The organism is Phascolarctobacterium faecium (genome assembly GCF_003945365.1).
GTDB classification, from domain to species: Bacteria; Bacillota; Negativicutes; order Acidaminococcales; family Acidaminococcaceae; genus Phascolarctobacterium; species Phascolarctobacterium faecium.
In genome coordinates, this window is sequence record NZ_AP019004.1 from 640,978 (window position 1) to 662,227 (window position 21,250).

Consider the following 21,250-nt stretch of genomic DNA (forward strand, 5'->3'; position numbering starts at 1 on the left):
TTCACCAAAAACAAGTATTTATTTAATATTACAATTTAAAGATTGCCAGTAAAAATCTTTTAGAATATAATAAAAATAGTAACTTAATATAATGATTGTATTTATTATAGATAATAACGGAAAATAGAAGGCAGCTGGCAATGAAAAATAATATCTTATTAAAAACTAATTTACTCGTCAGTGTGATTTTGCTGGTTGGTTTCGCCCTGATCGCGACTTTGAGCTACCGCGCTAATTATAATGCTTCACTGGTGAAGATCAAACAGGTCTCCTCGCTGGCCTCGGAAGGTATTTATTACCGTTTGTCGACGATGCTGACCAAGCCGGTGAATATCTCGCAGACGATGGCGCATGACAGCCTGCTGATCAAGCTGCTGGAGGAAGAGGGCAGCCGTTATCAGGAGGCCGGTTACCAGGAAACGATCAGGAAGTATCTGGATACCTATAAAAATAAGTATGCCTATGATTCGGTGTTCCTGGTTTCGGCGTCCACCAATAATTATTATAATTTCAACGGTCTGGACCGCAATCTTGCCCGGGGCGAGGATGAAAACGTCTGGTATTATAATTTTCTGCAAAGCGGCGAAGAATACAGCCTTAATATCGATAATGATGAAGTTGCTGGTGCGGCCAATAAGATCACTCTGTTTGTAAACTGCAGGATCAGGGATGCGTTCGGCCGGGTGATCGGTGTAGTGGGCGTCGGCGTGAATGTCGATTATATCAAAGGCCTGCTGCAGGAATATGAAAAGGAATACGACGTTGCGACATATCTGATCAATGAAAAAGGCGAGATCGAAGTTTCCAGCCTTTATAACGGTCATCAGACGGCGGACTGGTTCAAGGTCAATGACAGCGAAGATATCCGCAGCGAGATCCTGGAATGGAAAAACGGCAGGACCAACTGGGATATCTGGATGCCGGGCGATGTGCAGAATAACGAAAAAAGCTATCTGGTCGTCCGCTATATCCCCGATCTGTCGTGGTATCTGCTGGTAAAGCAGGATACCGGCGCCTTACTGGCCGAGCTGAATGAAAAGATGCTGGAAACGGTAGTTTTGATTTCTGTGGTGATCCTGCTGATCATTCTGACTATCACTTCGGTGATCAGAAAGTTCAACGTGCGGATGACGAAGCTGCTGGAAGAACGGCAGGAGCTGTTCAAGGAAGCGACCGAGCAGATCTACGATAATATTTATGAATTGAACATCACTAAAAACAGGGCAGCCAGCAAAAAGACCGAGCTGTATTTTGAGGCGATGGGAGCTAAAGACCTGCCCTATGAGGAATTTCTGCAGGCTGTGGCCGACAGGCAGCTGCTGGAAGAATACCGGGCCGGCTATGTGGCGACGTTCAGTATTGAAAACGTGATGCGGCACTTTAAGGCCGGCAATAATTATCTGCAGTATGAATTTATGATCACAGAAAACGGCAGTGATTATTTCTGGATGCGGATCGACGCTTATATTTTTTATTCGGAAGCTGATAAGTCAGTGCATATGTTTACTTATCGTAAAAATATCGACGAGGAGAAACGCAAGGAGCTGGAAACACAAAGAAAGGCTTCCACAGATGAGATGACCGGCGTTTATACGAAAAAGGCGACGGAAAGGATCATCGACGGGGTTTTGTGCGGCAAGCTGCAGGGCAGCTACAGCTTTTTTATCATCGATATTGATAATTTTAAGCAGGCCAATGATCTGCACGGCCATATTTTCGGCGATTATTGTATCCGGGAGTTCGTGGAACGGCTGAAAAAATTCTGCCGTGAGGACGATATCATCGGCCGTATCGGCGGTGACGAGTTCGTGGTTTTCGGGACGATATCGGATGAGGAAGGCGCCCGCCGCAAAGCGGCCCGCCTGTGCCAGAAGCTTGATACTATCTGTGAGGACAGCGGCAGCTGCTGGAAAATGTCTGTCAGCGTAGGGATAGCTTTAGCGCCGCAGCATGGCAGAAGCTTTGCCAAGCTGTATGAAAAAGCAGATAAGGCTTTGTATCAGACAAAGGACAAAGGCAAGAACGGTTATACGGTCTATGAGGAAAAGGAATAAAGCGGAATATAAATAAAAAGCCTGCGTTTCATTAGAAACGCAGGCTTTTTGGATGTGAGGAAAGGATTTTTTACGTAAGTTTTTGATATTTACCAGGGGCAGTTGGAATTAGGGCATTCGGTGCGGCCGTCGCCATAATAGCCGCCTCTGTGCTCGCCGCGGTATTCACCTTTATGGTGGCGGTATTTGCGGTGGCCTTCATAGTAATGGCCGCCGCCTGCATGGTAATAGCTGCGGAAATGCTCGCGGGCAGCGTCTTTTTCGGCATCACTCATGCTGTCCCATTTGGCGCGTGCTTCTTCACGGGCTTTCTGGCGTTCTTCAGGAGTCATTTTACGCCATTCTTCACGCTGTTTTTCACGTTGTTCAAAGCGTTCTTTTTCTTCGGGCGTCATATTTTTCATGCGTTCTTCACGCCATTTGGAATATTTTTCTTCGTGTGCCTTCTGACGTTCTTCCGGGGTCATTTTTTCCCATTCAGCGCGTCTGGCTTCACGTTCCTTGACCTGCTCGTCAGTCAGCTGCGGACCGGGGTGCATGGGGCCGCCCCAGTGACGGCCGCGTTCCATATGGTAGGGACGGTCGGGATAATTGTCGCCTTCGTCGTGGTGCAGGATCGTGCCGACACGCTCGCGCATGCTGGGTTTGGTATCGGCCTGCTCGGCCGCAAAAGCAGCGGAAGCACACAGGGCGGTGAGGACACCGGCGATAACAAGGGATTTTTTCCAGGAAGTTTTTATCATAACAACATCTCCTTTAAGATTGTGATTTGAGGTTCGTTTGACCTTGTATGCTTATTGTAGAGTAAACTTATGTCAAAATTATGACGATTTACAGACTTTTTTCTGACATTTTTATTTTAGCATGTTTGGCAGGAAGAAAGCAATTTAGCTCTTTTCAAGGAATGCTTAAAGATTTTTCCATGCATTTTTCCAGAAGCAGCTGCGCCTGGCAGCAGGCTTTACGGGTCAATGGAAAATATTTTTGAATTATGTAAATAAAGTAATTGATAATTAAAATCAATTTAGACTTGTTTTTATAAAGAGAGTAGTGTATAATCAAATCAAAGGTTAGCCAGAGCTAACTAAAACGAAAATAAACTGCGATGAGCCAAAGCTTTTGGCCAAAGGAGGATCTATATGTATAAACAATATCAGCTGCCTTATGCTTATGAGGCATTAGAACCGCATATCGACGCATTGACGATGGAAACACATTATTCCAAGCATCATGCGGCGTATACTAAAAACCTGAATGACGCAGCCGAAAAAGCCGGCGTGGCAGGACGGGACATCACCGAGCTGCTGGCAAACCTGGACAGTATCGCTGACAGCGGTCTGCGTAAAGCTATCAGAAACAACGGCGGCGGTTATTATAACCACAACCTGTATTTTTCGACTATCAGTCCTGACGGCGGCGGTGAACCGGAAGGCGCGCTGGCGCAGGCACTGACCAGAGAATTCGGCGGTTTTGCCGCTTTTAAGGAACAGCTCAGCGCGCTGGCGTTAGGGCAGTTCGGTTCAGGCTGGGCCTGGCTGTCTGCGGCTGCCGGCGGCAAACTGCTGCTGTCTGCCAGCCCGAACCAGGACAACCCGATCATCGAAGGCAGCAGTTTCGTGCCGATCCTGGGCATCGATGTCTGGGAACACGCTTACTACCTGAAATATAAAAATCTGCGCGCCGATTATGTGCAGGCTTTCTATAATGTTATCGACTGGAAAGCGGTAGCGGCTAATTACGAGCAGGTCCAAAACGGCTGATTATCCGGTCGATACTGAAAATAACAGAATTTATAAATCTTGAGGAGGAATCTATCATGTCTAAAAAATTATATGAAAAAATGAATCTTTATCTTGCCAATCAGGAAGTCGCTTATATCAAGCTCCATAATCTGCACTGGTATGTGAAGGGGCGCAGCTTCTTCACTCTGCATGCAAAGCTTGAGGAGCTGTATGACCAGACTGCCGAGATCATCGACGCGGTAGCTGAACGGCTTCTGGCAGTTGGTCAGGCGCCGGTCGCCAATATGAAAGAGGCTTTGGCGCTGGCGACGATCAAGGAACTGGCAGATAAGCCGATTTCTTCGGAAGAAACTGTGCAGGGGCTGATCGCCGATGTGGAATACTGGATCAGGGATACCAAAGAGATCGTGGAGCTGGCAGATGCTGCCGGCGACGGTGTGACTGCGGACCAGTTCAATGATTATTTAGGGGAATATCAAAAACTGCTGTGGATGCTCAAATCCTACATTGCCTGAAACTGAACGGATAAACTGCAACCCTCGCTGCCATAAGGCGGCGGGGGTTTTGCTATGCCCGCAGATAAATTTTGCGGATAAACATTTTTTTGACACATCTTTGTGTTATATTGATTGCAGACAAGTGCGGACCTTATAATATACTTACAGGGAGCTGAGCTGTGCGGAGAATAATTTATCCCCGTACGCCAAAATAAGTATATAATGGTAATAATACATTTACGAGGTGCAGCGATGAATAAAATTTTGATTGCTGACGATAATCAGCAGATAACTTCTATTTTAGCAAATTATGCCCGCAAAGAGGGTTTCGAGCCATTGGTGGCTCTGGATGGACAGCAGGCGCTGGAGCTGTTTGAGCAGCATGAAAAAAATATCGACGTGGTACTGCTGGACGTGATGATGCCGAAGCTGGACGGGTTCGAGGTCTGCCGTGAGCTGCGCCGCCGGTCGATGGTGCCGATCATTATGGTCACGGCCCGCGGTGAAGATTTTGAACGGATCATGGGGCTGGATATCGGCGCTGATGATTATATCCTGAAACCTTTTTCAGCAGGCGAGGTCATGGCGCGTGTCCGCGCTATCCTGCGCCGGGTCCAGCCGCGCGAAGCCGAGCAGCAGAATCTGTACAGCGTCGGCAATCTTGTGATCGATCTGGACAAATATCTGGTCACGATCGGCGGCGCGGACGTGACGCTGACGAAAAAGGAAGTAGAGCTGCTGTGGACTTTGGCTAAAAACAGCAGTAAGGTGTTTTCGCGTGAGAACCTGCTGGACAGTATCTGGGGTTACGATTATTTCGGCGACAGCCGGACTGTGGATTCACATATCAAGCGCCTGCGGGCCAAAGTGGATAAGTTTGAACACGAGGAGTGGGAGATCAAGACCATTTGGGGCGTAGGCTACCGTTTCGAGGAGAAAGAGCATGCGCAATAAAATCGCCTGGAAGCTGACGCTGTATTTTGCAGCGGTACTGCTGATTTTTGCTTTGGTCGTGGGCGGCACCTTTATGCATTTTTTCGGCAAGCATACGCTGGATCTGAAAAAGAAAGAGATGCAGGTGCGGGCAACGAAGATCGCCGAGGTACTGCAGGATAATATGTCGCGGCTGCAGAACCGTTACGGCGGTATCGGCAGCAGCCGTTTCATCCGTTATATCGACAATATCACGATGGAAAACGTGTGGGTGGTCGATGAGAATAAAAATGTCAAAATGCACCGTGAGGACGCCGGCGCGCTGCCCGAACAGCACGGGATGATGCACGGACATAAGCGGATGCTGATGCGTCAGCAGGAGGATATAGCCGAACCTGCCAGTGATTTTGACTATAACGCTCTGTCGCCGGAAATCAAAAGAGCGGTGGAACAGGGCTTTACCGGACAGAACTTTGTCATGGAGGAGATCAATCCCGTACTGGGCGAGCTGGTGGTCACGGTAGGCGTGCCTGTCAGCGATGCCGGCGGCAAAGTCAGAGCTGTGGTGCTGCTGCATTCACCGGTGCAGGGCATGCGCGAAGCTGCCTGGGAGGGGATCAGGATCCTGATTTTATCGTGCGTCGTGGCGATGGTTCTGGTGTTTGTCCTGAGTATGCTTTTTTCGTGGAAGTTTACCAAACCGCTCAATAAGATGCGGCTGGTCGCTGAAAAGATGTCGGAGCATGATTATACGGAGCGCTGCAATATCGACCAGAAGGATGAGATCGGGCAGCTGGCTCAAACGCTGGACGGACTGGGCGAAAGACTGCTGGAAGCAGATCAGGCCAGTAAAAAGCTGGAGCAGCTGCGCCGTGATTTTATCGCGAATATTTCCCATGAGCTGCGGACGCCGGTGACGGTCATCCGCGGTTCGCTGGAAGCGCTGTGTGACAGGATAGTCACCGAGCCGCAGGAGGTCGAGGATTACCACCGGCAGATGCTGGCGGAAACTTTGTTCCTGCAGCGGCTGATCAACGATCTGCTGGATCTGTCACGGCTGCAGAATACGGATTTTCCGATCGAAAAGGAACCTGTGAATTTATGCGATGTGGTGCAGGACGTAGTTCGCAGCAGCCAGCGGCTGGGACAGCAGAAAAATATTACTATCCAACTGTCCTTGGACACGCCTGTCTATATCATTGAAGGCGATTATGGACGGCTGCGGCAGATGCTGCTGATCTTTTTGGACAACAGCATCAAATTTTCACCGGAACAGAGTAAAATCGAAGTTACTCTGCTCGGCAGCAGGCTGACGGTAACTGACCACGGCTGCGGCGTGAAGCAGGAAGAGCTGCCCCATGTGTTCGACCGTTTTTATAAAACGCGGGGTGAAACGAATAAGAGCGGCAGCGGTCTGGGGCTGGCGATCTCGAAGCAGATCAGCGAACGTCACGGTATCGGACTGACAATGACAAGTATACCCGGCGAGGCGACCAGCGTAGTGATGCAGCTGCCGCCGGCTCTGAAGAAAGGAAGTACAGATTAATGAACTATGGTTGTGAAGGCAAGGTCGCCTTTATCAGCGGCGGTACGTCGGGCATCGGCAAGGCTGTGGCCGAGCTGCTGCTGAAAGACGGCGCCGAGGTGTGGCTGCTGGGACGTGATGCCGAAAAGGGTACAGAAGCGGCGGTCACGCTGAGCGCTTATGGCAAAGTGCATTATGTGCAGGGCGACGTTAAAGATCTGGAAGCCTGCCGCAGTGCGGCGCAGAACGTGCGCGAGCAGCGTGAAAATATTGATCTGATCGTCAATGCGGCGGGGATCTATCAGGAACGCCGTTTGGAGAAGGTGACCGAATATGATTTTTTTTCGATCATGGACACTAATGTCAAAGGAACGATTTTTTTGACGCAGACCTTGCTGCCTCTGCTGGCGGCAGAGGGGGCGAGCATCGTGAACATTGCTTCCGACGCTGGGATCAATGGCAATTATGGCTGTCCGTTGTACTGCGCGTCCAAGGGCGCTGTCGTAGCGTTTACGAAAGCGCTGGCCTTGGATCTGGCGCCGCGGGTACGGGTCAACTGTATCTGCCCGGGCGATGTGGCGACGCCGATGCTGGGCAAACAGCTGCAGCAGGCGGACGGCAGTTATACGCTGGAGGATGTGGAGCAGGCCTATCCGCTGGAACGGGTCGGGGAGCCGCTGGAGATCGCGCATGTGATCTGCTCGGTGCTGTCGCCGTTCAACAGTTTTATGACGGGTAGTATCATTCCCGTGGACGGCGGCCTGACAGCGAAGTAATTAATTGCAAATGCAGATGAAAAACAGGGACAATAACCTTTTGGTTATTGTCCCTGTGCTATTTGCTGCAGAAATACTTCATAATTGCCGATTGCGGCAAAGAGCATAAAAAAGACGATGGCGAACAGTATGTAGCGCAGCCGTCCGACCGGTTCTGCTTCGATATGGGTGCCGCAGGCCTGATCCCAGATCGTCGAGCCGCTGTCACGCAGCACCTGCCGCGCAAACCAGGCGGGAACGAACATCATGATCGGGATGCCCAGCCACAGCCCTTTGACATAGGCCCAGAAGGTACGTTTCCAGGCTAAATTGAAATCCAGCGGCGCAAACGGTGAAACTACACGCAGTCCCAGAAAGCTTTTGCCGACGGTAGTGCCTGTGCGGGCCAGCATAAAGGCTTCAGCGCTGATGACGACGATCAGCTGCAGCGCCGAGTAAAGAAAGATATTGTTGAGCGCGAAGATAGAATTACGGCTCAGAAGCAAAAATAAAAAGCCGATCAGGAAATAATCGAACATCCGCGCCCAAAAGCGGCGCCAGCTATGGTAATTGACAGGAGAGACGGTCAAATGCAGCACATCCTTTTCAGTGTGATTTGATTAGCTTGTTGCCCTCTTATTGTAACACAGAATTATTTGCAGATATAGTGTGCTATTTTATGAAAAAAAGCATATAATATAAATAAAGCTCATTGAAATTTTATGCGTGGAAACAATGGGGTTGGAGGGAAAATTATGCAGAAAAATGCACCTATCGGAGTTTTGGATTCAGGCGTCGGCGGTTTGTCGGTCTTAAAATGTCTGCAGGCGGCGCTGCCGCAGGAGGATTTTATTTATGTGGGCGATACGGCGCGTACGCCGTACGGGCCCCGCAGTGAAGCCGAAGTACGCCGGTTTGTAGGTGAGATCATTGATTATCTTGGCGGCCGCGGGGTGAAGCTGGTAGTTATTGCCTGCAACACGCTGACTGTTCTGGGTGTGGACACACTTAAAGGCAGCCATGCTTTTGAGATCGTGGGGATGTCGAAAGGCGCGCAGCTGGTACTTGCCGCCAGCAGCAGGAAAAAGATCGGTGTGTTTGCCACTGAATTTACGATCAACAGCGGTGCGCATAAGGCCGCGATCCTGGCAGCTGATGACGGTGCGGATGTCTATCCTCAGGCCTGCCCGAAGTTTGTGCCGCTGATCGAAGGCGAGCAGTTTGACGGCGCCGAGGTCAGGGCTGCTGTTGCCGAATATGCGGCGCCGCTGAAGGCGGCCGGCATCGACACGCTGATTTTGTCCTGTACGCATTATCCTTTTATCCAAAAAGAGATCGAAAGCGAGTTTGGCAGTGAGGTGACTGTGATCGACCCGGCGGACGCTACCGCGCAGGATACGAAGACGGTTCTGGCTGCAGAGGGGCTTCTGCGCTCTGAAGGAGCAGGTACTTTGGAGGTCTGCTTTACCGCCGATGTGGAACGCGGCGCGCGGATCGCCGGCAGAGTGCTGCCGCAGGGGAAATGCCTTTTTAAAGAAATAAAATTATAAGCGATTCGTCGCAATTAGAAAAAATTCCTGCTATTTGAGCAAATTTGCTGAAAAATAGCAGGAATTCTGCGATTTTTGTCTAATATAAAATAAAAATAAAAACATAGAATAAGGGCAAGATTTTGCTTTTGCCAGGGATGCTGTAAAACTAATTAGCAGACCAGTGTCTCAGGAGGTTCTGTTTCCGATGCTTTGCAACCTAATCAGCCGTACGAAGGGCTGAGGACGAAGCAAAAAACGACATCGGGACATTTCGACCCGTCTTGAAACTGTCGCTATCTATGCAGAATTGTATAGAGACTTTGCCTACCGGTTTCACAAAGACGTGGAAGCGGTATTTGTATTGCTTGAAATAAGTTTGCTGTGAAAAGAAGGGTGGTTGCTGTGGAGAAAGAGAGTGTTTTAAAAGATCGGACGATAGTGGGGTCTCCGCTGACGCATCTATTTTCCCTGGGGATACTGATGTTTGTTTTCTGGCTGGCGCTGTCAGGAGATTTTGCAGTTAAATTTGTCGTGTACGGACTTATCACCAGCGCGGTGGTTGCCTGGATCTGTTACCCGCTGCTGCTTTTGCCCAATGCCGACGGCACCAAAAAATATTTTGCACTGGGTGTTTCGCCGATTGCATTTTTATGCTACAGTCTGTGGCTTCTGAAAGAGCTGGTGCTGGCGAATATCGATGTTGTCAAAGCGACGGTACGGCCGGAGCTCAGGATCGACCCGAAGGTGATCAGCTTCGTGTTCAGGGCAGATAATCCGATGGCGAAGGTGCTGCTGGCAAATTCCATTACGCTGACGCCGGGGACGGTGACGATCAACGTAACGCCGGAGGGGATTTACGAAGTCCACGCTCTGACTGACGGGGCGGCGGAAGGGCTGCTGTCCGGGGCTATGCCGCGGAAAGTAGCAGAGCTTTTCGGTGAAAAATTCGATTTTATGGTATTGAAAGGGGAGTAGCATATGCATTATATGATTATCGCGATAATGATGGCAGTGATTGCTGTTATCGGTATGATGCTGCAGCGTGTTTTCCAGGGGCCGACGGTGTACGACCGGATGAATGGCCTGGGTGTAACGGGTACTGATACGATCCTTTTGATCATTCTGTTCGGTTATCTGGACGGACGTCCGGAAATGTATGTGGACATAGCCCTTTCTTATGCTATTTTAGGCTTTGTCGGTTCGGTGATCATAGCGAAATATCTGGGAGGTAAGGATGTATGATGTTTGAGCTTACTGCACGAGAATTGATCGCCGAGATATTTCTCGCCGGCGGGGCGTTCTTTTTATTGGCTTCAGCTATCGGGATGCTGAGGCTGCCCGATTTTTACTGCCGGCTGCATGCTTCCGGCAACAGTGAGACTCTCGGTATCATGCTTTCTTTTATCGGGCTGATGATCTATGAAGGTATGACGATAGTTTCGGTGAAGCTGCTGCTGATTTCCCTGCTGATCGTTTTGGGGAATCCGATCGGCACGCATATTCTGAGCAAGGCGGCCTATAAATCAGGACATCATGTCTGGACTTTGGAAGAAGACGCAAAGGAGGATAAGGAAGATGCAGATCTACATCATTGAAGCACTGTTATTGGTATTCCTTATAATTACTACTGTTTGCGTTATTTTCTGCAAGGATATCCTGTGTGCGGCTGTCATTTACAGTGAGTTCAGTTTCTGTGCCGTGCTGCTGTATCTGATGATGGGCGCGCCTGACGTAGCCTTTACAGAGGCCGTTATCGGCACGATCTCAACGATCTATTTTGTAGTGTCGCTGAAGAAAATAGACAGGTGGTGTAAGTAATGCGCGGTTTAGTAACAGTTTTACTGGCAGTGATCACAGGGATGTTCTGTTCCTTTGTGACATATCTGCCGTTCATCGGCGATGTCAATTCGGCGCCGAACCAGCATGTTACGCCTGTTTACATCGAGCGCAGCGTGCAGGACACCGGGTCGCCCAATATCGTTACCGGGCTTCTGGCCGACTATAGAGGCTTCGATACGATGTGGGAAACTACAGTGATGTTTCTGGCCGGGCTGTCAGTCGTGATGCTGCTGAGCAGCAGTACGATGGGACGCAGACCGGAAAAGGAGGATGAGGACGCATGAAGAAACCTTTCGGCGGCATAGTCCTTGATACGGCGTTCAGGCTTATAGTGCCGTTTTCTCTGGTTTACGGAGTGTATGTTCTGATTTTCGGCGAGGCCGGACCCGGCGGCGGATTCCAGGCGGGCGCGCTGCTGTCGATCGGTGTGGTTTTATCCAGACTGATCATGGGCGATCAGGCATCGTTCAATATTTCGATAAAAAATTCGCTGGTCCTGGCCGGCGTCGGGACCTTCATCTATGCGGCTACCGGCTGGCTGGCAATGCTTAACGGCGGCAATTTCCTGGATTACAGTTATCTGCCGTTTAAAGCAGAGCATACCAACGAGCTGCATGCTTTGGGGATTTTATTTATTGAGATCGGGGTAACGATCTGCGTTATGATGACGATTCTCAATATTCTGGATGCTGTTGTGGAAAGGGGGGACGAAAATGGGAGCGCTAAATGAATTTTTACAGACCAAGGGGATCTACACGCTGGTCATGATCTTGTTTTTTCTGGGCGTGTACGGTATGGTTCTGAGCAAAAATTACATGAAAAAGCTGATGGCGATGAACGTCATGCAGGTTGCTGTTATTTTCTTCTTCCTGTGCCTGGGACAAAAGGAAGGCGGTATGATTCCGATTTTTGATCCGGCCGTAACGGACGCCGCTTCCTATATCAATCCGCTGCCCCACTGTCTGATGCTGACGGCGATCGTTGTCAGCCTGGGTACAACGGGTGTGGCCATTGCTTTGCTGATGCGGATCAAAGAAGTTTACGGCTCCGTTGAAGAAGTAGAGGTTATAAGGAGGGCCAGCAAATGATCCAGCATTGTCCTGTACTGATCGTGCTGCTGCCTCTGACGGCGGCTCTGCTCTGCCTCTTATTCAGCAAGTTCAATAAGAATCTCGGTTCCTGGCTGGTCATCGGCTCGATCGCCGGTTCGCTGGCCTGCTCGCTGCAGGTACTGCATCAAACTCTGACCAGCGGCGAAGCGATCCACTACTGGATGGGCAACTGGGAACCGCCTTTGGGCATTGAGTTTGTGATCGATCCGCTGAGCGCGGTGATGGCGGTTTTGATAACCTTCATTTCGCTGATGGTTGCTGTGTACAGCAAGCCCTTTATGCGCAAGGAAGACTGGCTGCATATCGGCGGTTATTATACTTTGTACGGACTTTTGACGGTGGGCCTGTGCGGTATGGTCATCACCGGTGATATGTTCAATCTGTACGTTTATTTAGAGGTCATGTCCCTGTCCGGTTACGGGCTCATCGCCATGGGCGGTAAAAAATCCATGCTGGCAGCTTTTCGTTATATGCTGATCGGGACGATCGGCGCTTCCCTGTATCTGATTTCTGTTGCTTATCTGTATGCGATGACCGGTACTTTGAATATGGCTGATCTGGGCGAAAGGATCATGCCTTATCTCAGTTCGCCGCCGTTCGCTTTAGCGGTTGCATGTCTGTTTATCGGTTTCGGTATCAAAATGGCACTGTTCCCGCTGCACGGCTGGCAGCCGGATGCTTACAACTTTGCCCATCCCGGTTCGGCGGCCTTTATTGCCGGCGTGATGAGCAAGGTTCCAGCTTACGCAATCATTCGTTTCTTCTTTTATATTTTCGGTGTCAATAATCCGATCATCAGCACGGCCTTAACAGTTTTAGGCATTCTTGGCATCGGCGGCGTGCTGATCGGTTCGATCATGGCGCTGGCCCAGTACGACTTCCGCCGGATGCTGGCTTATTCCAGTGTGGCGCAGATCGGTTACATTGCTATCGGTCTGGCGATCGGCAATATGTATGGTTTTATCGGCGCCGTACTGCATATCATCAACCACGCTTTTATGAAAAGCGCGCTGTTTCTTGTTATCGGCGGTATCCAGTACCGTTTCGGCGAAATCAATCTGTACCGTTTAGGCGGTCTGAATAAAAAAATGACTTTAAGCACGATCACCGTTACGTTAGCGGCTTTGTCGATGGTCGGTATCCCTCCAACGGCGGGCTTTTTCAGTAAATGGTATCTGATGCTGGGAGCTTATCAGGGCGGGCAGTATTTCTATATCGTTGTTCTTGTTATCAGCAGCTTGCTGAACGCAGTTTATTTCTTCCGTATTCTTGAGCAGATGTTTGTTCAGCACGAGGCGTCGCTGACAGAAATCAACAGGCATGAAGGCAAGCTGGGCCTGCCGCCTGAGATGGCGATCCCGATTTTGTGTGCCGGTATCGGGATTTTAGTTCTGGGCTTCTACAGCGTGGATATTGTTGACGATATTCTCAAATCTGGACTGCCGGAGGTGTTTCTGAGATGACGATCATGGATTGCAGACCCTTCCTGGCAGTAGGAGTTTCCTTCCTCGCGGCGGTGCTGATCTCTTTCAGCCGCAGATATCCTAATGTCCGCGAAAGCTGGAGCGTTATTGCTTCATTTATTAAATTCGGCTTGATCATATCTATGGTACCGGGCGTTCTGGCGGGTGTGACCTATGAATGGACCCTGTTCCAGATCACTGATACGATCGGCTTTACCCTGCGTGCCGACAGCGCCGGTATTCTCTTTGCCTGTCTGGCTGCGCTTTTATGGATACCGATCAACTTCTATTCCATTGGTTATATGCGCTGTAACAATGAGCATGAGCAAACAGGCTATTTTGCCGCTTTTGCTATTTGTATGAGTTCGGTTATGGGCATTGCGATGGCTTCTAATCTGCTGACCTTCTTCTTCTTTTACGAGCTGCTGACGATCGCCAGTTATCCGCTGGTCTTGCATAAGCGCAACGAAGAAGCTCTGCTGGCCAGCCGTAAATATCTGATCTACACTTTGATTTCCGGGCAGCTGTTTTTGGCCGGACTGGTGGCAGTTTACTGCATTTCCGGTACAATGGATTTCAAGGCAGGCGGCTTTTTGACAACGGATATGGCGCCTACCTGGCAGCTGCAGCTCATCTTCCTGATCATGATCCTGGCTGGGTCGGTAAAAGCAGCTGTCATGCCGCTGCATGGCTGGCTGCCGGCAGCGATGATCGCCCCGACGCCTGTCAGCGCCCTGCTGCATGCGGTGGCAGTTGTTAAGACCGGTGTTTTCGCTGTCCTGCGTATCATCGGCTTCGTTTTCGGGCCTAAGCTTTTGGCGGATATCGGGACTGCTGATATCCTGGCCTGGTTTGCGGCCGGCAGTATCATCATTTCCTCGCTGATCGCTATTCAGCAGGATAATCTGAAACGGCGGCTGGCCTTTTCGACGATCGGGCAGCTTTCTTATATCGTTTTAGGCGCGGCGCTGCTGTCGCCGCTCAGTATCAAAGGCGCGTATCTGCATCTGGTGGCCCATGCGGTCATGAAGATCACGCTCTTTATGTGTGCCGGTGTTATTATTGTCAGGACGCACCGCAGTAATATCAGTGAGATGTACGGTATCGGCAAAAAGATGCCGATCACGATGTGCTGCTTTACGATCGCCTCGCTGGGTATTGCCGGGATGCCGTTTCTGGTCGGCTTTATCAGTAAGTGGAACCTGGCGCTGGGCGCTTTGCAGTCCGGCAAACCCTTATATGTTGCAGTACTGATCGCAAGCGCGATGCTGGCGCTTACTTATTTGATGCCGGTCTGTCAAATGGCGTATTTTAAAAGGGACCCACAGGAACAATTCCGTACTTATGGTGAGATCAGCTACAGAATGCTGCTGCCGATCTGTTTCACAACGATTCTGGCGCTTGTTTTAGGCGTGATGCCGGAAATATCCCCGAATTTCTACGCAATGGCTTCGCAGGCAGCAGATAGTATCTGCCAGGGCTGGACTGGAGGTGGCTGGTGATGAAGCTGACGAAAACTGCTTTGTATAAGCTGGTTCTTATAGTAGCGGTGCTTGCCGCTGTCCTGGAGTTTTTCTTCGCTCATCCTCATTATCACGAATGGTGGAACACTACCCCGGGTTTTAATCTGCTGTTTGGTTTTGCAGGCTGCTGGCTGTTGATTTTTGTAGCTAAAATAGTTATGACGCCGCTGCTGCAGCGTCCGGAAGATTATTATGATGACGGAGGTGACGATGACGATGAGTAATCTGCACCCCGGTTTTATCCTGATCGCTGTCGGATTGATAGCATTGTTTGTTCCTAAAAGTCTGCGCCGGCCGGTGCTTGCGGCAGGTCCGCTTTTGGGATTAGGCGCGGTGCTGACGCTGGCGCCGGGCACGAATGCGACGCTGCCCTTTATCAACGGGATCACGCTGCATTATCTCCATGTAGACGCGCTCAGCTGGATCTTCGCCCTGATTTTCTGTATGATGGCGGCTATCGGCGGTATCTATGCCTGCCATAACAGTAACAGGATGGAAGCCTTCTGTTCGATGACTTATGCCGGCAGCGCGCTGGGCGTAACTTTAGCCCAGGACTGGCTGACTCTGATCTTCTTTTCGGAGCTGATGGCGGCTACTTCGCTGTTTCTTATCTGGTGTAAAAAAACTCCTGCTTCGCGGCAGGCTGGTTATCGGTATTTATTAGTGCATATGTTCGGCGGCAATCTGCTGCTGGCCGGTATTTTCTTAAAGGTCAGCGCCGGAGATTATTTAGTTATGCCGCTGGCACAGGGACCATGGGATACTGCCTTCTGGCTGATCTGTCTCGGAATTTCCATCAATGCGGCCGTAGTGCCGCTGCACGCCTGGCTGGTTGACGCTTACCCCGAAGGTACGGTCACCGGCAGCGTTTTTCTGAGTTCGTTCACTACTAAAGTCGCTGTTTATTGTCTGATCCGCATTTTTGCAGGCACTGACTTCCTGATCTGGTTCGGTGTGCTGATGGCTTTATACGGAGCCTGCTATGCGATCATGGAAAATGATATGCGGCGTCTGCTTTCTTACCACATCGTCAGCCAGGTCGGCTTTATGGTCGCCGGCGTAGGATTGGGAACGGCTATGGCGCTGAACGGCGCAACAGCGCATGCTTTCAGCCATATCCTTTATAAATCACTGCTCTTTATGTGTGCCGGCGCGATCATTTATGCGACTGGTATCCGCAAAATCAACCAGTTGGGCGGTCTTGCTAAAAAGATGCCGTTTACGTTCTGGTGCTTTGTGATCGCTGCCCTTTCGATTTCCGGTGTGCCGCTGTTCAACGGCTTCATCAGTAAATCCATCACGATCAGCGCCGCCGCTGCTGCCCATTACGGTTCTGTTGAGCTGCTGCTGCAGCTGGCTGGTGTCGGTACGTTTTTATCCATCGCCCTCAAGATGATCTACTTCATCTTCCTGGCGCCTGACAACGGCGTGGTCATCAAACGTGAAGTTCCGAAGAATATGTATGTAGCCATGGGTATCGGCGCGACTCTGTGCGTGTTATACGGCGTTTATCCCGAGCTTTTGTACAGGTATCTGCCCTTTACGATGGAACCATACCACCCCTTTACGGTCGACCATATTACTCAGTCTATAGAAATGCTGGGAATGGCGATGCTGCCGTTCATGATGTATCTGCCAAAAATGGCGCCGCATACAGCTTTATCACTGGATACGGACTGGTTTTACCGGAAGCCTTTTGCGGGCATCGTGACCGGGCTGTCTTATCTGTGCTGTGCAGTAAGCCGGGCGCTTGGCAATACCTGGGAGGTATTATATGAAAAATCCATGGAGCTGAGTCATAACCCAATGGAATTTTTGGATGCCAAGCCTTTGCGCAACAGTCCCAAATATAATCCGGAAAATTACCGCACTTCGATCGCCGACCCGATCATGATAACATTAACAATATTATTCTGTTCTCTGTGTTATTTTATGGCGATCATTTAATAAAAAATAACGAACCGTACCAGTATTTAAAGCCGGTACGGTTTTTTATTGACTAAATCCCGCCGCTGGCGTACAATGAAATCTATTGATATTTAAAGGAGTGCAGTTTATGCAGCTTTCATTTCGCCTGGGCGTGATATTCATTCTGCTGGCAGCAGCAGCCTGGGGACTGGGCGGCGTTGCCGGCCAGTTTTTATTTCAATTTTATGATGTAGGCGCTCCCTGGCTCATCGCGGTAAGGCAGATCATTGCCGGCGTGGTCTTTTTAGGCTATCTGCTGTGCCGCGGCGAGAATATCTGGGCAGTGCTGCAGGATAAAGAAGATCGTAAAGATCTGCTGGCATTTTCTTTTCTGGGATTGTTAGGGGCACAGTTTGGTTTTTATTACACGATCTCACTGTGCAATGCGGCTACTGCTACAGTGCTGCAATATACGGCGCCGATCTTTGTCATGCTGTGGATGTCCTGGAAAAACCGCTGCCTGCCGGAAGGGCGTGAGTTCGTCGGTATTTTTTTTGCTCTAGCCGGAGTTTTTCTGATCGCTACTCACGGCAGCCTGGATTCGGTGGTATTGTCGCCGGCGGCGCTGACCATTGGGATAATTTCTGCTATTTCCCTGGCGTTTTATACAGTTATGCCGTTTCGGCTGCTGCAAAAATATTCGACGACTTTGATCATCGGCTGGGGACAATTTTTATCAGGCGGATTTCTCTGTATCTTCATCAATCCTTTTGAGCCCAGCGGCCATTGGGATGGTGCGGCAGTCGCTGCTATGGTCTATCTGATCCTGGGGGCTACGGTACTGAGCTATAGTGTTTTTTTAGTGGGATTAAAAGTAGTAGGCGCTACTAAAGCCAGTCTTATTTCCTGTGCCGAACCTTTAGCTTCGATCATTGCCGTAGTGCTGTGGCTGCAAACGCCGCTGACGGTCGAAGATCTGGTCGGCATGACCTGCATTATTTTAACTGTGGTTTTATTGTCACTGCCTAAAAAATAAATTAAAAAAATACATGGACGGAGCTTTCCGTCCTTTTTTATTTGTCATAGTCTATGGTACAATAGAGTTAACAAAAATAAAGGAGTTGATTGTATGAGCATAAGTCATTATTCCTATAAATATGGTCATGGCAGTAAAGAGTTTTCTCTGGAGTCCGACCGTGTTATCAAAGAGGTCACAGTTGCCAAAATGCCATTGCTGGAGGATGTCAAAGCGGCGATTTTAGATGCCGTCTATCATCCTATCGGCAGTGCGCCAATCAACGAACTGGTCAAACCGGGACAGAAGATTGCCTTTATCTGCAATGATCCGACACGTGTGGCCAACAGTTTTGTCTTTATGCCCATTCTGGTCAACGAAATGAATAAGCTGGGTATCAAGGACGAGGATATGCATATCGTTTTTGCCTTAGGCACGCATCGTAATATGACTCATGAAGAAATGGTCGAAGCCGTCGGTGCAGAGGTGGCAGGGCGTTTAAAAATGTATAACAGTGATGCCAAGGTCAGTGAGGATTTTGAGTATTTCGGTGATACCTCCCGCGGTACGCCGGTCTGGCTCAATAAGCATATCTGTCATGTCGATCACGTTATTATGACTGGAACGATCGTACATCATTATTTCAGTGGTTACGGCGGCGGACGGAAAGCCATTCTGCCGGGTGTTGCAGCTATGGAAACCGTACGTGTCAACCACAGCTTTATGCTGGATACTAATGCAGGTCTGGGTAAAACTGTCGGCAATCCTGTTTATGAAGACCAAATGGAAGGTGTGGCCATGTTTGCCAAAAACCATTCCGTATTTCTTTTTAATGCGATCCTGAATGCTCAGCATGAATTTTTAAAGATTTTTGCCGGTGATTATGTAAAAGCACATCAGGAAGCCTGCAAATTCGTCGATCAGGTCTACGGTGTCGAGATCCCGCAGGCGGCAGATCTGGTTATCGCCAGCTGCGGCGGTTATCCCAAGGATATCAATGTATATCAGCTGCAGAAAACAATGGATAATGCCTGGTGTGCTGTGCGTGAAGGCGGGGTAGTGATCATTATCGGCGAATGTGAAGAAGGCAGCGGTTCGAAGGTGCTGGAAGAAACCTGCAAACGTTTGGGAACGGCAGACGCTATCAAAGCCGACTTGGAAAAACATTTTGAGATCGGTGCCAATAAAGCTTTCGCGGTAACACGTCTTACCAAAAAAGCAAAGTTTATTTTAGTTTCGTCACTGGACAAAGAGCTGGCGCATGATATGCTGTTCGAAGCAGTGCCTACCGTGGAAGAAGCTCTGGCTGAAGCCGAAAAAGTAATTGGCAATGACTATAATATTATTCTGATGCCTGAAGGCAGCTTAACGGTACCACTTCTTCCAGCTTAAAGACAATAGTTTAAATATCAATTTAATTTGTATTTTTATAACTTATGCCTATATTTAAAAACGATTACAAATATTTTTATGCAAGAAAGTATTGCTTTAGCCTGAGGTTTAAGTTATAATAAATTCTGCGAATGTATTCTTAGATATTAAAAAAACTATTGCCTGCTGTATCTGCAATTTCGTAAATGCAGATTAAATTAAAAGGAGTTGTGAAGAAATGAACATTGATTACAAAGCTATTGGGGTCAGAATCAAAGCTGCCCGTGCGCGTAAAGGCGTTACCCAAGGCTATATCGCAGAAGTGACCGGTCTGTCTACACCGCATATCAGTAATATTGAAACAGGAAATACTAAATTAGGCCTGCCTACGATTATTCATCTGGCTAATGTTCTGGATGTTTCCGTAGACGAGCTCCTCTGTGATAATATTCACCGCAGCGAGAAGATTTTCCAAAATGAGCTGGCAGAATTATTGCAGGGCTGCGACGCCCATGAGCTGCATCTGATTACTGAACTGGCCAAGGTTGTTAAGAAAAACAGTCTGGACGGAGTGAAAAAAACCAGAGGCCGCAAACCGAAAAATAAAATCTGAGCAAAGCTTTTTAAACCTGCATTTCCAAAACCTTTATGTTATAATATAAATATCAGTAAAAGCTGTAGTGAAAAGGTGGACGGAAGTTATGGATAAATTTGTTCAAACAGAATTAGAAGGTGCCGGCGTTAATGTCGAAGAAACTTTAAGACGTTTTATGAATAATGAAATGCTGATGATAAAGTTTCTGAGAAAATTTGTTGACGACGAAAATATGAATAAACTGCGTACACTCATCGCTGATAAACATTATAATGAGGTACTGCCTGTAGCGCATACGCTGAAAGGCGTCAGTGGAAATCTTGGTCTTATTAAACTATATGAGATTTTTTCCAGAATGTGTCAGGACTGCCGTAATGATCAGTATGAAGATTTGGACGGGCTGTTCGCTCAGGCTGAAGCAAATTATTCTAAAGTCGTAGAGGCGATTAAAAAAATTTAAATGCCAGACCCGGAATTTATTCCGGGTCTTTTTTTATGTTTTAAGGATTTTTAATTAAAGCTATTGCCAAGTAACATTTGATAAAGTATAATAAAGCAACAAGAGTATTGAAAAATAGGAAACCGCTAAAAATAATTGTTATTGATAATTTAAAGGGTCGTTTGCGGAGGGAAAGTATGCAGCTGAACGTTACTACTGACTATGCCATAAGAATAGTTTTGTATTTGGCAATCAAAAAAGAGATCACTACATCAAAAGAAATCGGAGCCGCGATGGGGATTCCGAAAAATTATGTACTGAAAATAACTCATAAGCTGGTAGAGGCTGGAATCATTGAAAGACTGGTAGGAGCGCAGGGCGGCTTTTCGCTGGCACAGAAAATAGATGATATCACTTTATTGGATATCCTCAATATCATGGAACCGACAATGAGGGTTAACCGTTGTCTGGAAGAGGATAAATTCTGCAGCCGTTATGCTACTGAAAATTGTCCGGTCCGCGGGTTTTACTGCAAGCTGCAGGAAGAACTGGAAAAAAGTTTAAAGAAAATGACGATTAAAAGGTTGCTGGCAGACGCAAATTAAAATTTGTTGTTAAAGAAACTTATAACTGAATATGGATATTTAGGCGGAGTATAAAATATTCCGTTTGAATAACTCCCCGGTTACCCGTTTTGTTTTTTTAAGCAAAACGGGTAACTTTTTTTATGCGCCGTTGAAAAACGGCGCTTTATTTTTGAGCTTGGTTAAAGTCAGATTGGTACCAGTTGCAAGACTTTCAGACAAGCGTATGCAATTACAACAAAAATGTCTTGCGGGGGGGGACAAATATGATAGTATAATGTAAATTAAAGAATAAGAATAAAAATAGCAATACAATATATTAATAAAATATTAAGGAAAAATATTAACAAACAGATAAATAAT

At 48.4% G+C, this 21,250-nt stretch carries 25 protein-coding genes; 23 read left to right on the forward strand and 2 right to left on the reverse strand.

Translation table 11 applies throughout. The features are described 5' to 3' along the window. Positions 1 to 140 precede the first annotated feature (140 nt). Positions 141 to 2,054 carry a sensor domain-containing diguanylate cyclase gene (locus PFJ30894_RS03080; protein ID WP_125669000.1) on the forward strand — a complete coding sequence of 638 codons (1,914 nt, stop codon included), beginning with the start codon at positions 141 to 143 and terminating at the stop codon, positions 2,052 to 2,054. 89 nt (positions 2,055 to 2,143) lie between these two features. Here PFJ30894_RS03080 and PFJ30894_RS03085 read toward each other — a convergent pair whose 3' ends face one another. Then, positions 2,144 to 2,797, reverse strand: coding sequence for a hypothetical protein (locus tag PFJ30894_RS03085; protein ID WP_125669001.1), 654 nt, complete (start codon positions 2,795 to 2,797; stop codon positions 2,144 to 2,146). Between the two features lie 396 nt (positions 2,798 to 3,193). Here PFJ30894_RS03085 and PFJ30894_RS03090 point away from each other — a divergent pair, with 396 nt between their 5' ends. The 5 genes from PFJ30894_RS03090 to PFJ30894_RS03110 all read left to right on the forward strand — a co-directional run bounded on the left by PFJ30894_RS03090 (position 3,194) and on the right by PFJ30894_RS03110 (position 7,527). Continuing rightward, positions 3,194 to 3,814, forward strand: coding sequence for a superoxide dismutase (locus PFJ30894_RS03090; protein WP_021717460.1), 621 nt, complete (start codon positions 3,194 to 3,196; stop codon positions 3,812 to 3,814). Positions 3,815 to 3,870: 56 nt separating this feature from the next. Then, the gene (locus PFJ30894_RS03095; RefSeq protein ID WP_125669002.1) at positions 3,871 to 4,311 is read left to right on the forward strand and encodes a Dps family protein; all 441 of its coding nucleotides are present in this window, start codon (positions 3,871 to 3,873) and stop codon (positions 4,309 to 4,311) included. Positions 4,312 to 4,545: 234 nt separating this feature from the next. Then, complete coding sequence (locus PFJ30894_RS03100) at positions 4,546 to 5,247, forward strand: response regulator transcription factor (protein ID WP_021717462.1); 702 nt, start codon at positions 4,546 to 4,548, stop codon at positions 5,245 to 5,247. Then, a complete protein-coding gene (locus tag PFJ30894_RS03105; protein ID WP_125669003.1) occupies positions 5,237 to 6,772 on the forward strand; it encodes a sensor histidine kinase in 1,536 nt (511 codons plus the stop codon). The genes PFJ30894_RS03100 and PFJ30894_RS03105 overlap by 11 nt, the downstream gene beginning before the upstream one ends. After that, positions 6,772 to 7,527 carry an SDR family NAD(P)-dependent oxidoreductase gene (locus PFJ30894_RS03110; RefSeq protein WP_021717464.1) on the forward strand — a complete coding sequence of 252 codons (756 nt, stop codon included), beginning with the start codon at positions 6,772 to 6,774 and terminating at the stop codon, positions 7,525 to 7,527. Before PFJ30894_RS03105 ends, PFJ30894_RS03110 begins: the two co-directional genes overlap by 1 nt. A gap of 44 nt (positions 7,528 to 7,571) precedes the next feature. On the opposite strand, the gene PFJ30894_RS03115 is transcribed toward PFJ30894_RS03110, so the two are convergent. Beyond that, positions 7,572 to 8,096 (reverse strand): RDD family protein, encoded by a 525-nt coding sequence (locus PFJ30894_RS03115; RefSeq protein WP_125669004.1) that lies wholly within the window; start codon positions 8,094 to 8,096, stop codon positions 7,572 to 7,574. A 165-nt stretch (positions 8,097 to 8,261) separates the two neighbouring features. Between PFJ30894_RS03115 and murI the strand changes: the two genes are divergently transcribed. The 17 genes from murI (at position 8,262) to PFJ30894_RS03200 (ending at position 20,908) form a co-directional block, all read left to right on the forward strand. Next, the gene (gene murI, locus PFJ30894_RS03120; protein ID WP_125669005.1) at positions 8,262 to 9,056 is read left to right on the forward strand and encodes a glutamate racemase; all 795 of its coding nucleotides are present in this window, start codon (positions 8,262 to 8,264) and stop codon (positions 9,054 to 9,056) included. A gap of 384 nt (positions 9,057 to 9,440) precedes the next feature. Then, positions 9,441 to 10,013 carry a Na+/H+ antiporter subunit E gene (locus PFJ30894_RS03125; RefSeq protein ID WP_125669006.1) on the forward strand — a complete coding sequence of 191 codons (573 nt, stop codon included), beginning with the start codon at positions 9,441 to 9,443 and terminating at the stop codon, positions 10,011 to 10,013. Positions 10,014 to 10,016: 3 nt separating this feature from the next. Then, entirely contained in the window at positions 10,017 to 10,280 is a 264-nt protein-coding gene (locus PFJ30894_RS03130; protein ID WP_231997938.1) for a monovalent cation/H+ antiporter complex subunit F, read from the forward strand. Then, the gene (gene mnhG / locus PFJ30894_RS03135) at positions 10,277 to 10,633 is read left to right on the forward strand and encodes a monovalent cation/H(+) antiporter subunit G (RefSeq protein ID WP_197714972.1); all 357 of its coding nucleotides are present in this window, start codon (positions 10,277 to 10,279) and stop codon (positions 10,631 to 10,633) included. The genes PFJ30894_RS03130 and mnhG overlap by 4 nt, the downstream gene beginning before the upstream one ends. Next, the gene (locus PFJ30894_RS03140) at positions 10,614 to 10,856 is read left to right on the forward strand and encodes a Na(+)/H(+) antiporter subunit B (protein WP_125669007.1); all 243 of its coding nucleotides are present in this window, start codon (positions 10,614 to 10,616) and stop codon (positions 10,854 to 10,856) included. The genes mnhG and PFJ30894_RS03140 overlap by 20 nt, the downstream gene beginning before the upstream one ends. Then, complete coding sequence (gene mbhE, locus PFJ30894_RS03145) at positions 10,856 to 11,161, forward strand: hydrogen gas-evolving membrane-bound hydrogenase subunit E (protein WP_125669008.1); 306 nt, start codon at positions 10,856 to 10,858, stop codon at positions 11,159 to 11,161. Before PFJ30894_RS03140 ends, mbhE begins: the two co-directional genes overlap by 1 nt. Further along, on the forward strand, positions 11,158 to 11,607 hold the full coding sequence (locus PFJ30894_RS03150; RefSeq protein WP_125669009.1) for an MnhB domain-containing protein: 450 nt from the start codon (positions 11,158 to 11,160) through the stop codon (positions 11,605 to 11,607). The genes mbhE and PFJ30894_RS03150 overlap by 4 nt, the downstream gene beginning before the upstream one ends. After that, positions 11,591 to 11,965 (forward strand): sodium:proton antiporter, encoded by a 375-nt coding sequence (locus PFJ30894_RS03155; protein WP_125669010.1) that lies wholly within the window; start codon positions 11,591 to 11,593, stop codon positions 11,963 to 11,965. Before PFJ30894_RS03150 ends, PFJ30894_RS03155 begins: the two co-directional genes overlap by 17 nt. Next, positions 11,962 to 13,452 carry a complex I subunit 5 family protein gene (locus tag PFJ30894_RS03160; RefSeq protein ID WP_125669011.1) on the forward strand — a complete coding sequence of 497 codons (1,491 nt, stop codon included), beginning with the start codon at positions 11,962 to 11,964 and terminating at the stop codon, positions 13,450 to 13,452. The genes PFJ30894_RS03155 and PFJ30894_RS03160 overlap by 4 nt, the downstream gene beginning before the upstream one ends. Beyond that, positions 13,449 to 14,954 carry a monovalent cation/H+ antiporter subunit D family protein gene (locus tag PFJ30894_RS03165; protein ID WP_113077937.1) on the forward strand — a complete coding sequence of 502 codons (1,506 nt, stop codon included), beginning with the start codon at positions 13,449 to 13,451 and terminating at the stop codon, positions 14,952 to 14,954. Before PFJ30894_RS03160 ends, PFJ30894_RS03165 begins: the two co-directional genes overlap by 4 nt. Beyond that, a complete protein-coding gene (locus PFJ30894_RS03170) occupies positions 14,954 to 15,199 on the forward strand; it encodes a hypothetical protein (protein ID WP_021717476.1) in 246 nt (81 codons plus the stop codon). Before PFJ30894_RS03165 ends, PFJ30894_RS03170 begins: the two co-directional genes overlap by 1 nt. Beyond that, positions 15,168 to 16,922, forward strand: coding sequence for a Na(+)/H(+) antiporter subunit D (locus PFJ30894_RS03175; RefSeq protein WP_113077938.1), 1,755 nt, complete (start codon positions 15,168 to 15,170; stop codon positions 16,920 to 16,922). The genes PFJ30894_RS03170 and PFJ30894_RS03175 overlap by 32 nt, the downstream gene beginning before the upstream one ends. Positions 16,923 to 17,031: 109 nt before the next feature. After that, complete coding sequence (locus PFJ30894_RS03180) at positions 17,032 to 17,919, forward strand: DMT family transporter (RefSeq protein WP_125669012.1); 888 nt, start codon at positions 17,032 to 17,034, stop codon at positions 17,917 to 17,919. Between the two features lie 93 nt (positions 17,920 to 18,012). Then, positions 18,013 to 19,290 carry a nickel-dependent lactate racemase family protein gene (locus tag PFJ30894_RS03185; protein WP_125669013.1) on the forward strand — a complete coding sequence of 426 codons (1,278 nt, stop codon included), beginning with the start codon at positions 18,013 to 18,015 and terminating at the stop codon, positions 19,288 to 19,290. 217 nt (positions 19,291 to 19,507) lie between these two features. Continuing rightward, on the forward strand, positions 19,508 to 19,882 hold the full coding sequence (locus PFJ30894_RS03190; protein WP_021717480.1) for a helix-turn-helix domain-containing protein: 375 nt from the start codon (positions 19,508 to 19,510) through the stop codon (positions 19,880 to 19,882). 88 nt (positions 19,883 to 19,970) lie between these two features. Continuing rightward, positions 19,971 to 20,324 carry an Hpt domain-containing protein gene (locus PFJ30894_RS03195; protein ID WP_046431111.1) on the forward strand — a complete coding sequence of 118 codons (354 nt, stop codon included), beginning with the start codon at positions 19,971 to 19,973 and terminating at the stop codon, positions 20,322 to 20,324. A 176-nt stretch (positions 20,325 to 20,500) separates the two neighbouring features. Then, positions 20,501 to 20,908, forward strand: a complete 408-nt coding sequence (locus tag PFJ30894_RS03200; protein ID WP_021717482.1) for an RrF2 family transcriptional regulator — start codon at positions 20,501 to 20,503, stop codon at positions 20,906 to 20,908. Positions 20,909 to 21,250: the final 342 nt, after the last annotated feature.

Excerpts from the sequence above, each read along its gene's own strand:
- PFJ30894_RS03080 (WP_125669000.1), top strand. The coding sequence starts at position 141 with ATGAAAAATAATATCTTATTAAAAACTAATTTACTCGTCAGTGTGATT.
- PFJ30894_RS03085 (WP_125669001.1), bottom strand. The coding sequence starts at position 2,797 with ATGATAAAAACTTCCTGGAAAAAATCCCTTGTTATCGCCGGTGTCCTC.
- PFJ30894_RS03090 (WP_021717460.1), top strand. The coding sequence starts at position 3,194 with ATGTATAAACAATATCAGCTGCCTTATGCTTATGAGGCATTAGAACCG.
- PFJ30894_RS03095 (WP_125669002.1), top strand. The coding sequence starts at position 3,871 with ATGTCTAAAAAATTATATGAAAAAATGAATCTTTATCTTGCCAATCAG.
- PFJ30894_RS03100 (WP_021717462.1), top strand. The coding sequence starts at position 4,546 with ATGAATAAAATTTTGATTGCTGACGATAATCAGCAGATAACTTCTATT.
- PFJ30894_RS03105 (WP_125669003.1), top strand. The coding sequence starts at position 5,237 with ATGCGCAATAAAATCGCCTGGAAGCTGACGCTGTATTTTGCAGCGGTA.
- PFJ30894_RS03110 (WP_021717464.1), top strand. The coding sequence starts at position 6,772 with ATGAACTATGGTTGTGAAGGCAAGGTCGCCTTTATCAGCGGCGGTACG.
- murI (WP_125669005.1), top strand. The coding sequence starts at position 8,262 with ATGCAGAAAAATGCACCTATCGGAGTTTTGGATTCAGGCGTCGGCGGT.
- PFJ30894_RS03130 (WP_231997938.1), top strand. The coding sequence starts at position 10,017 with ATGCATTATATGATTATCGCGATAATGATGGCAGTGATTGCTGTTATC.
- mnhG (WP_197714972.1), top strand. The coding sequence starts at position 10,277 with ATGATGTTTGAGCTTACTGCACGAGAATTGATCGCCGAGATATTTCTC.
- PFJ30894_RS03140 (WP_125669007.1), top strand. The coding sequence starts at position 10,614 with ATGCAGATCTACATCATTGAAGCACTGTTATTGGTATTCCTTATAATT.
- mbhE (WP_125669008.1), top strand. The coding sequence starts at position 10,856 with ATGCGCGGTTTAGTAACAGTTTTACTGGCAGTGATCACAGGGATGTTC.
- PFJ30894_RS03150 (WP_125669009.1), top strand. The coding sequence starts at position 11,158 with ATGAAGAAACCTTTCGGCGGCATAGTCCTTGATACGGCGTTCAGGCTT.
- PFJ30894_RS03155 (WP_125669010.1), top strand. The coding sequence starts at position 11,591 with ATGGGAGCGCTAAATGAATTTTTACAGACCAAGGGGATCTACACGCTG.
- PFJ30894_RS03160 (WP_125669011.1), top strand. The coding sequence starts at position 11,962 with ATGATCCAGCATTGTCCTGTACTGATCGTGCTGCTGCCTCTGACGGCG.
- PFJ30894_RS03165 (WP_113077937.1), top strand. The coding sequence starts at position 13,449 with ATGACGATCATGGATTGCAGACCCTTCCTGGCAGTAGGAGTTTCCTTC.
- PFJ30894_RS03170 (WP_021717476.1), top strand. The coding sequence starts at position 14,954 with ATGAAGCTGACGAAAACTGCTTTGTATAAGCTGGTTCTTATAGTAGCG.
- PFJ30894_RS03175 (WP_113077938.1), top strand. The coding sequence starts at position 15,168 with ATGATGACGGAGGTGACGATGACGATGAGTAATCTGCACCCCGGTTTT.
- PFJ30894_RS03180 (WP_125669012.1), top strand. The coding sequence starts at position 17,032 with ATGCAGCTTTCATTTCGCCTGGGCGTGATATTCATTCTGCTGGCAGCA.
- PFJ30894_RS03185 (WP_125669013.1), top strand. The coding sequence starts at position 18,013 with ATGAGCATAAGTCATTATTCCTATAAATATGGTCATGGCAGTAAAGAG.
- PFJ30894_RS03190 (WP_021717480.1), top strand. The coding sequence starts at position 19,508 with ATGAACATTGATTACAAAGCTATTGGGGTCAGAATCAAAGCTGCCCGT.
- PFJ30894_RS03195 (WP_046431111.1), top strand. The coding sequence starts at position 19,971 with ATGGATAAATTTGTTCAAACAGAATTAGAAGGTGCCGGCGTTAATGTC.
- PFJ30894_RS03200 (WP_021717482.1), top strand. The coding sequence starts at position 20,501 with ATGCAGCTGAACGTTACTACTGACTATGCCATAAGAATAGTTTTGTAT.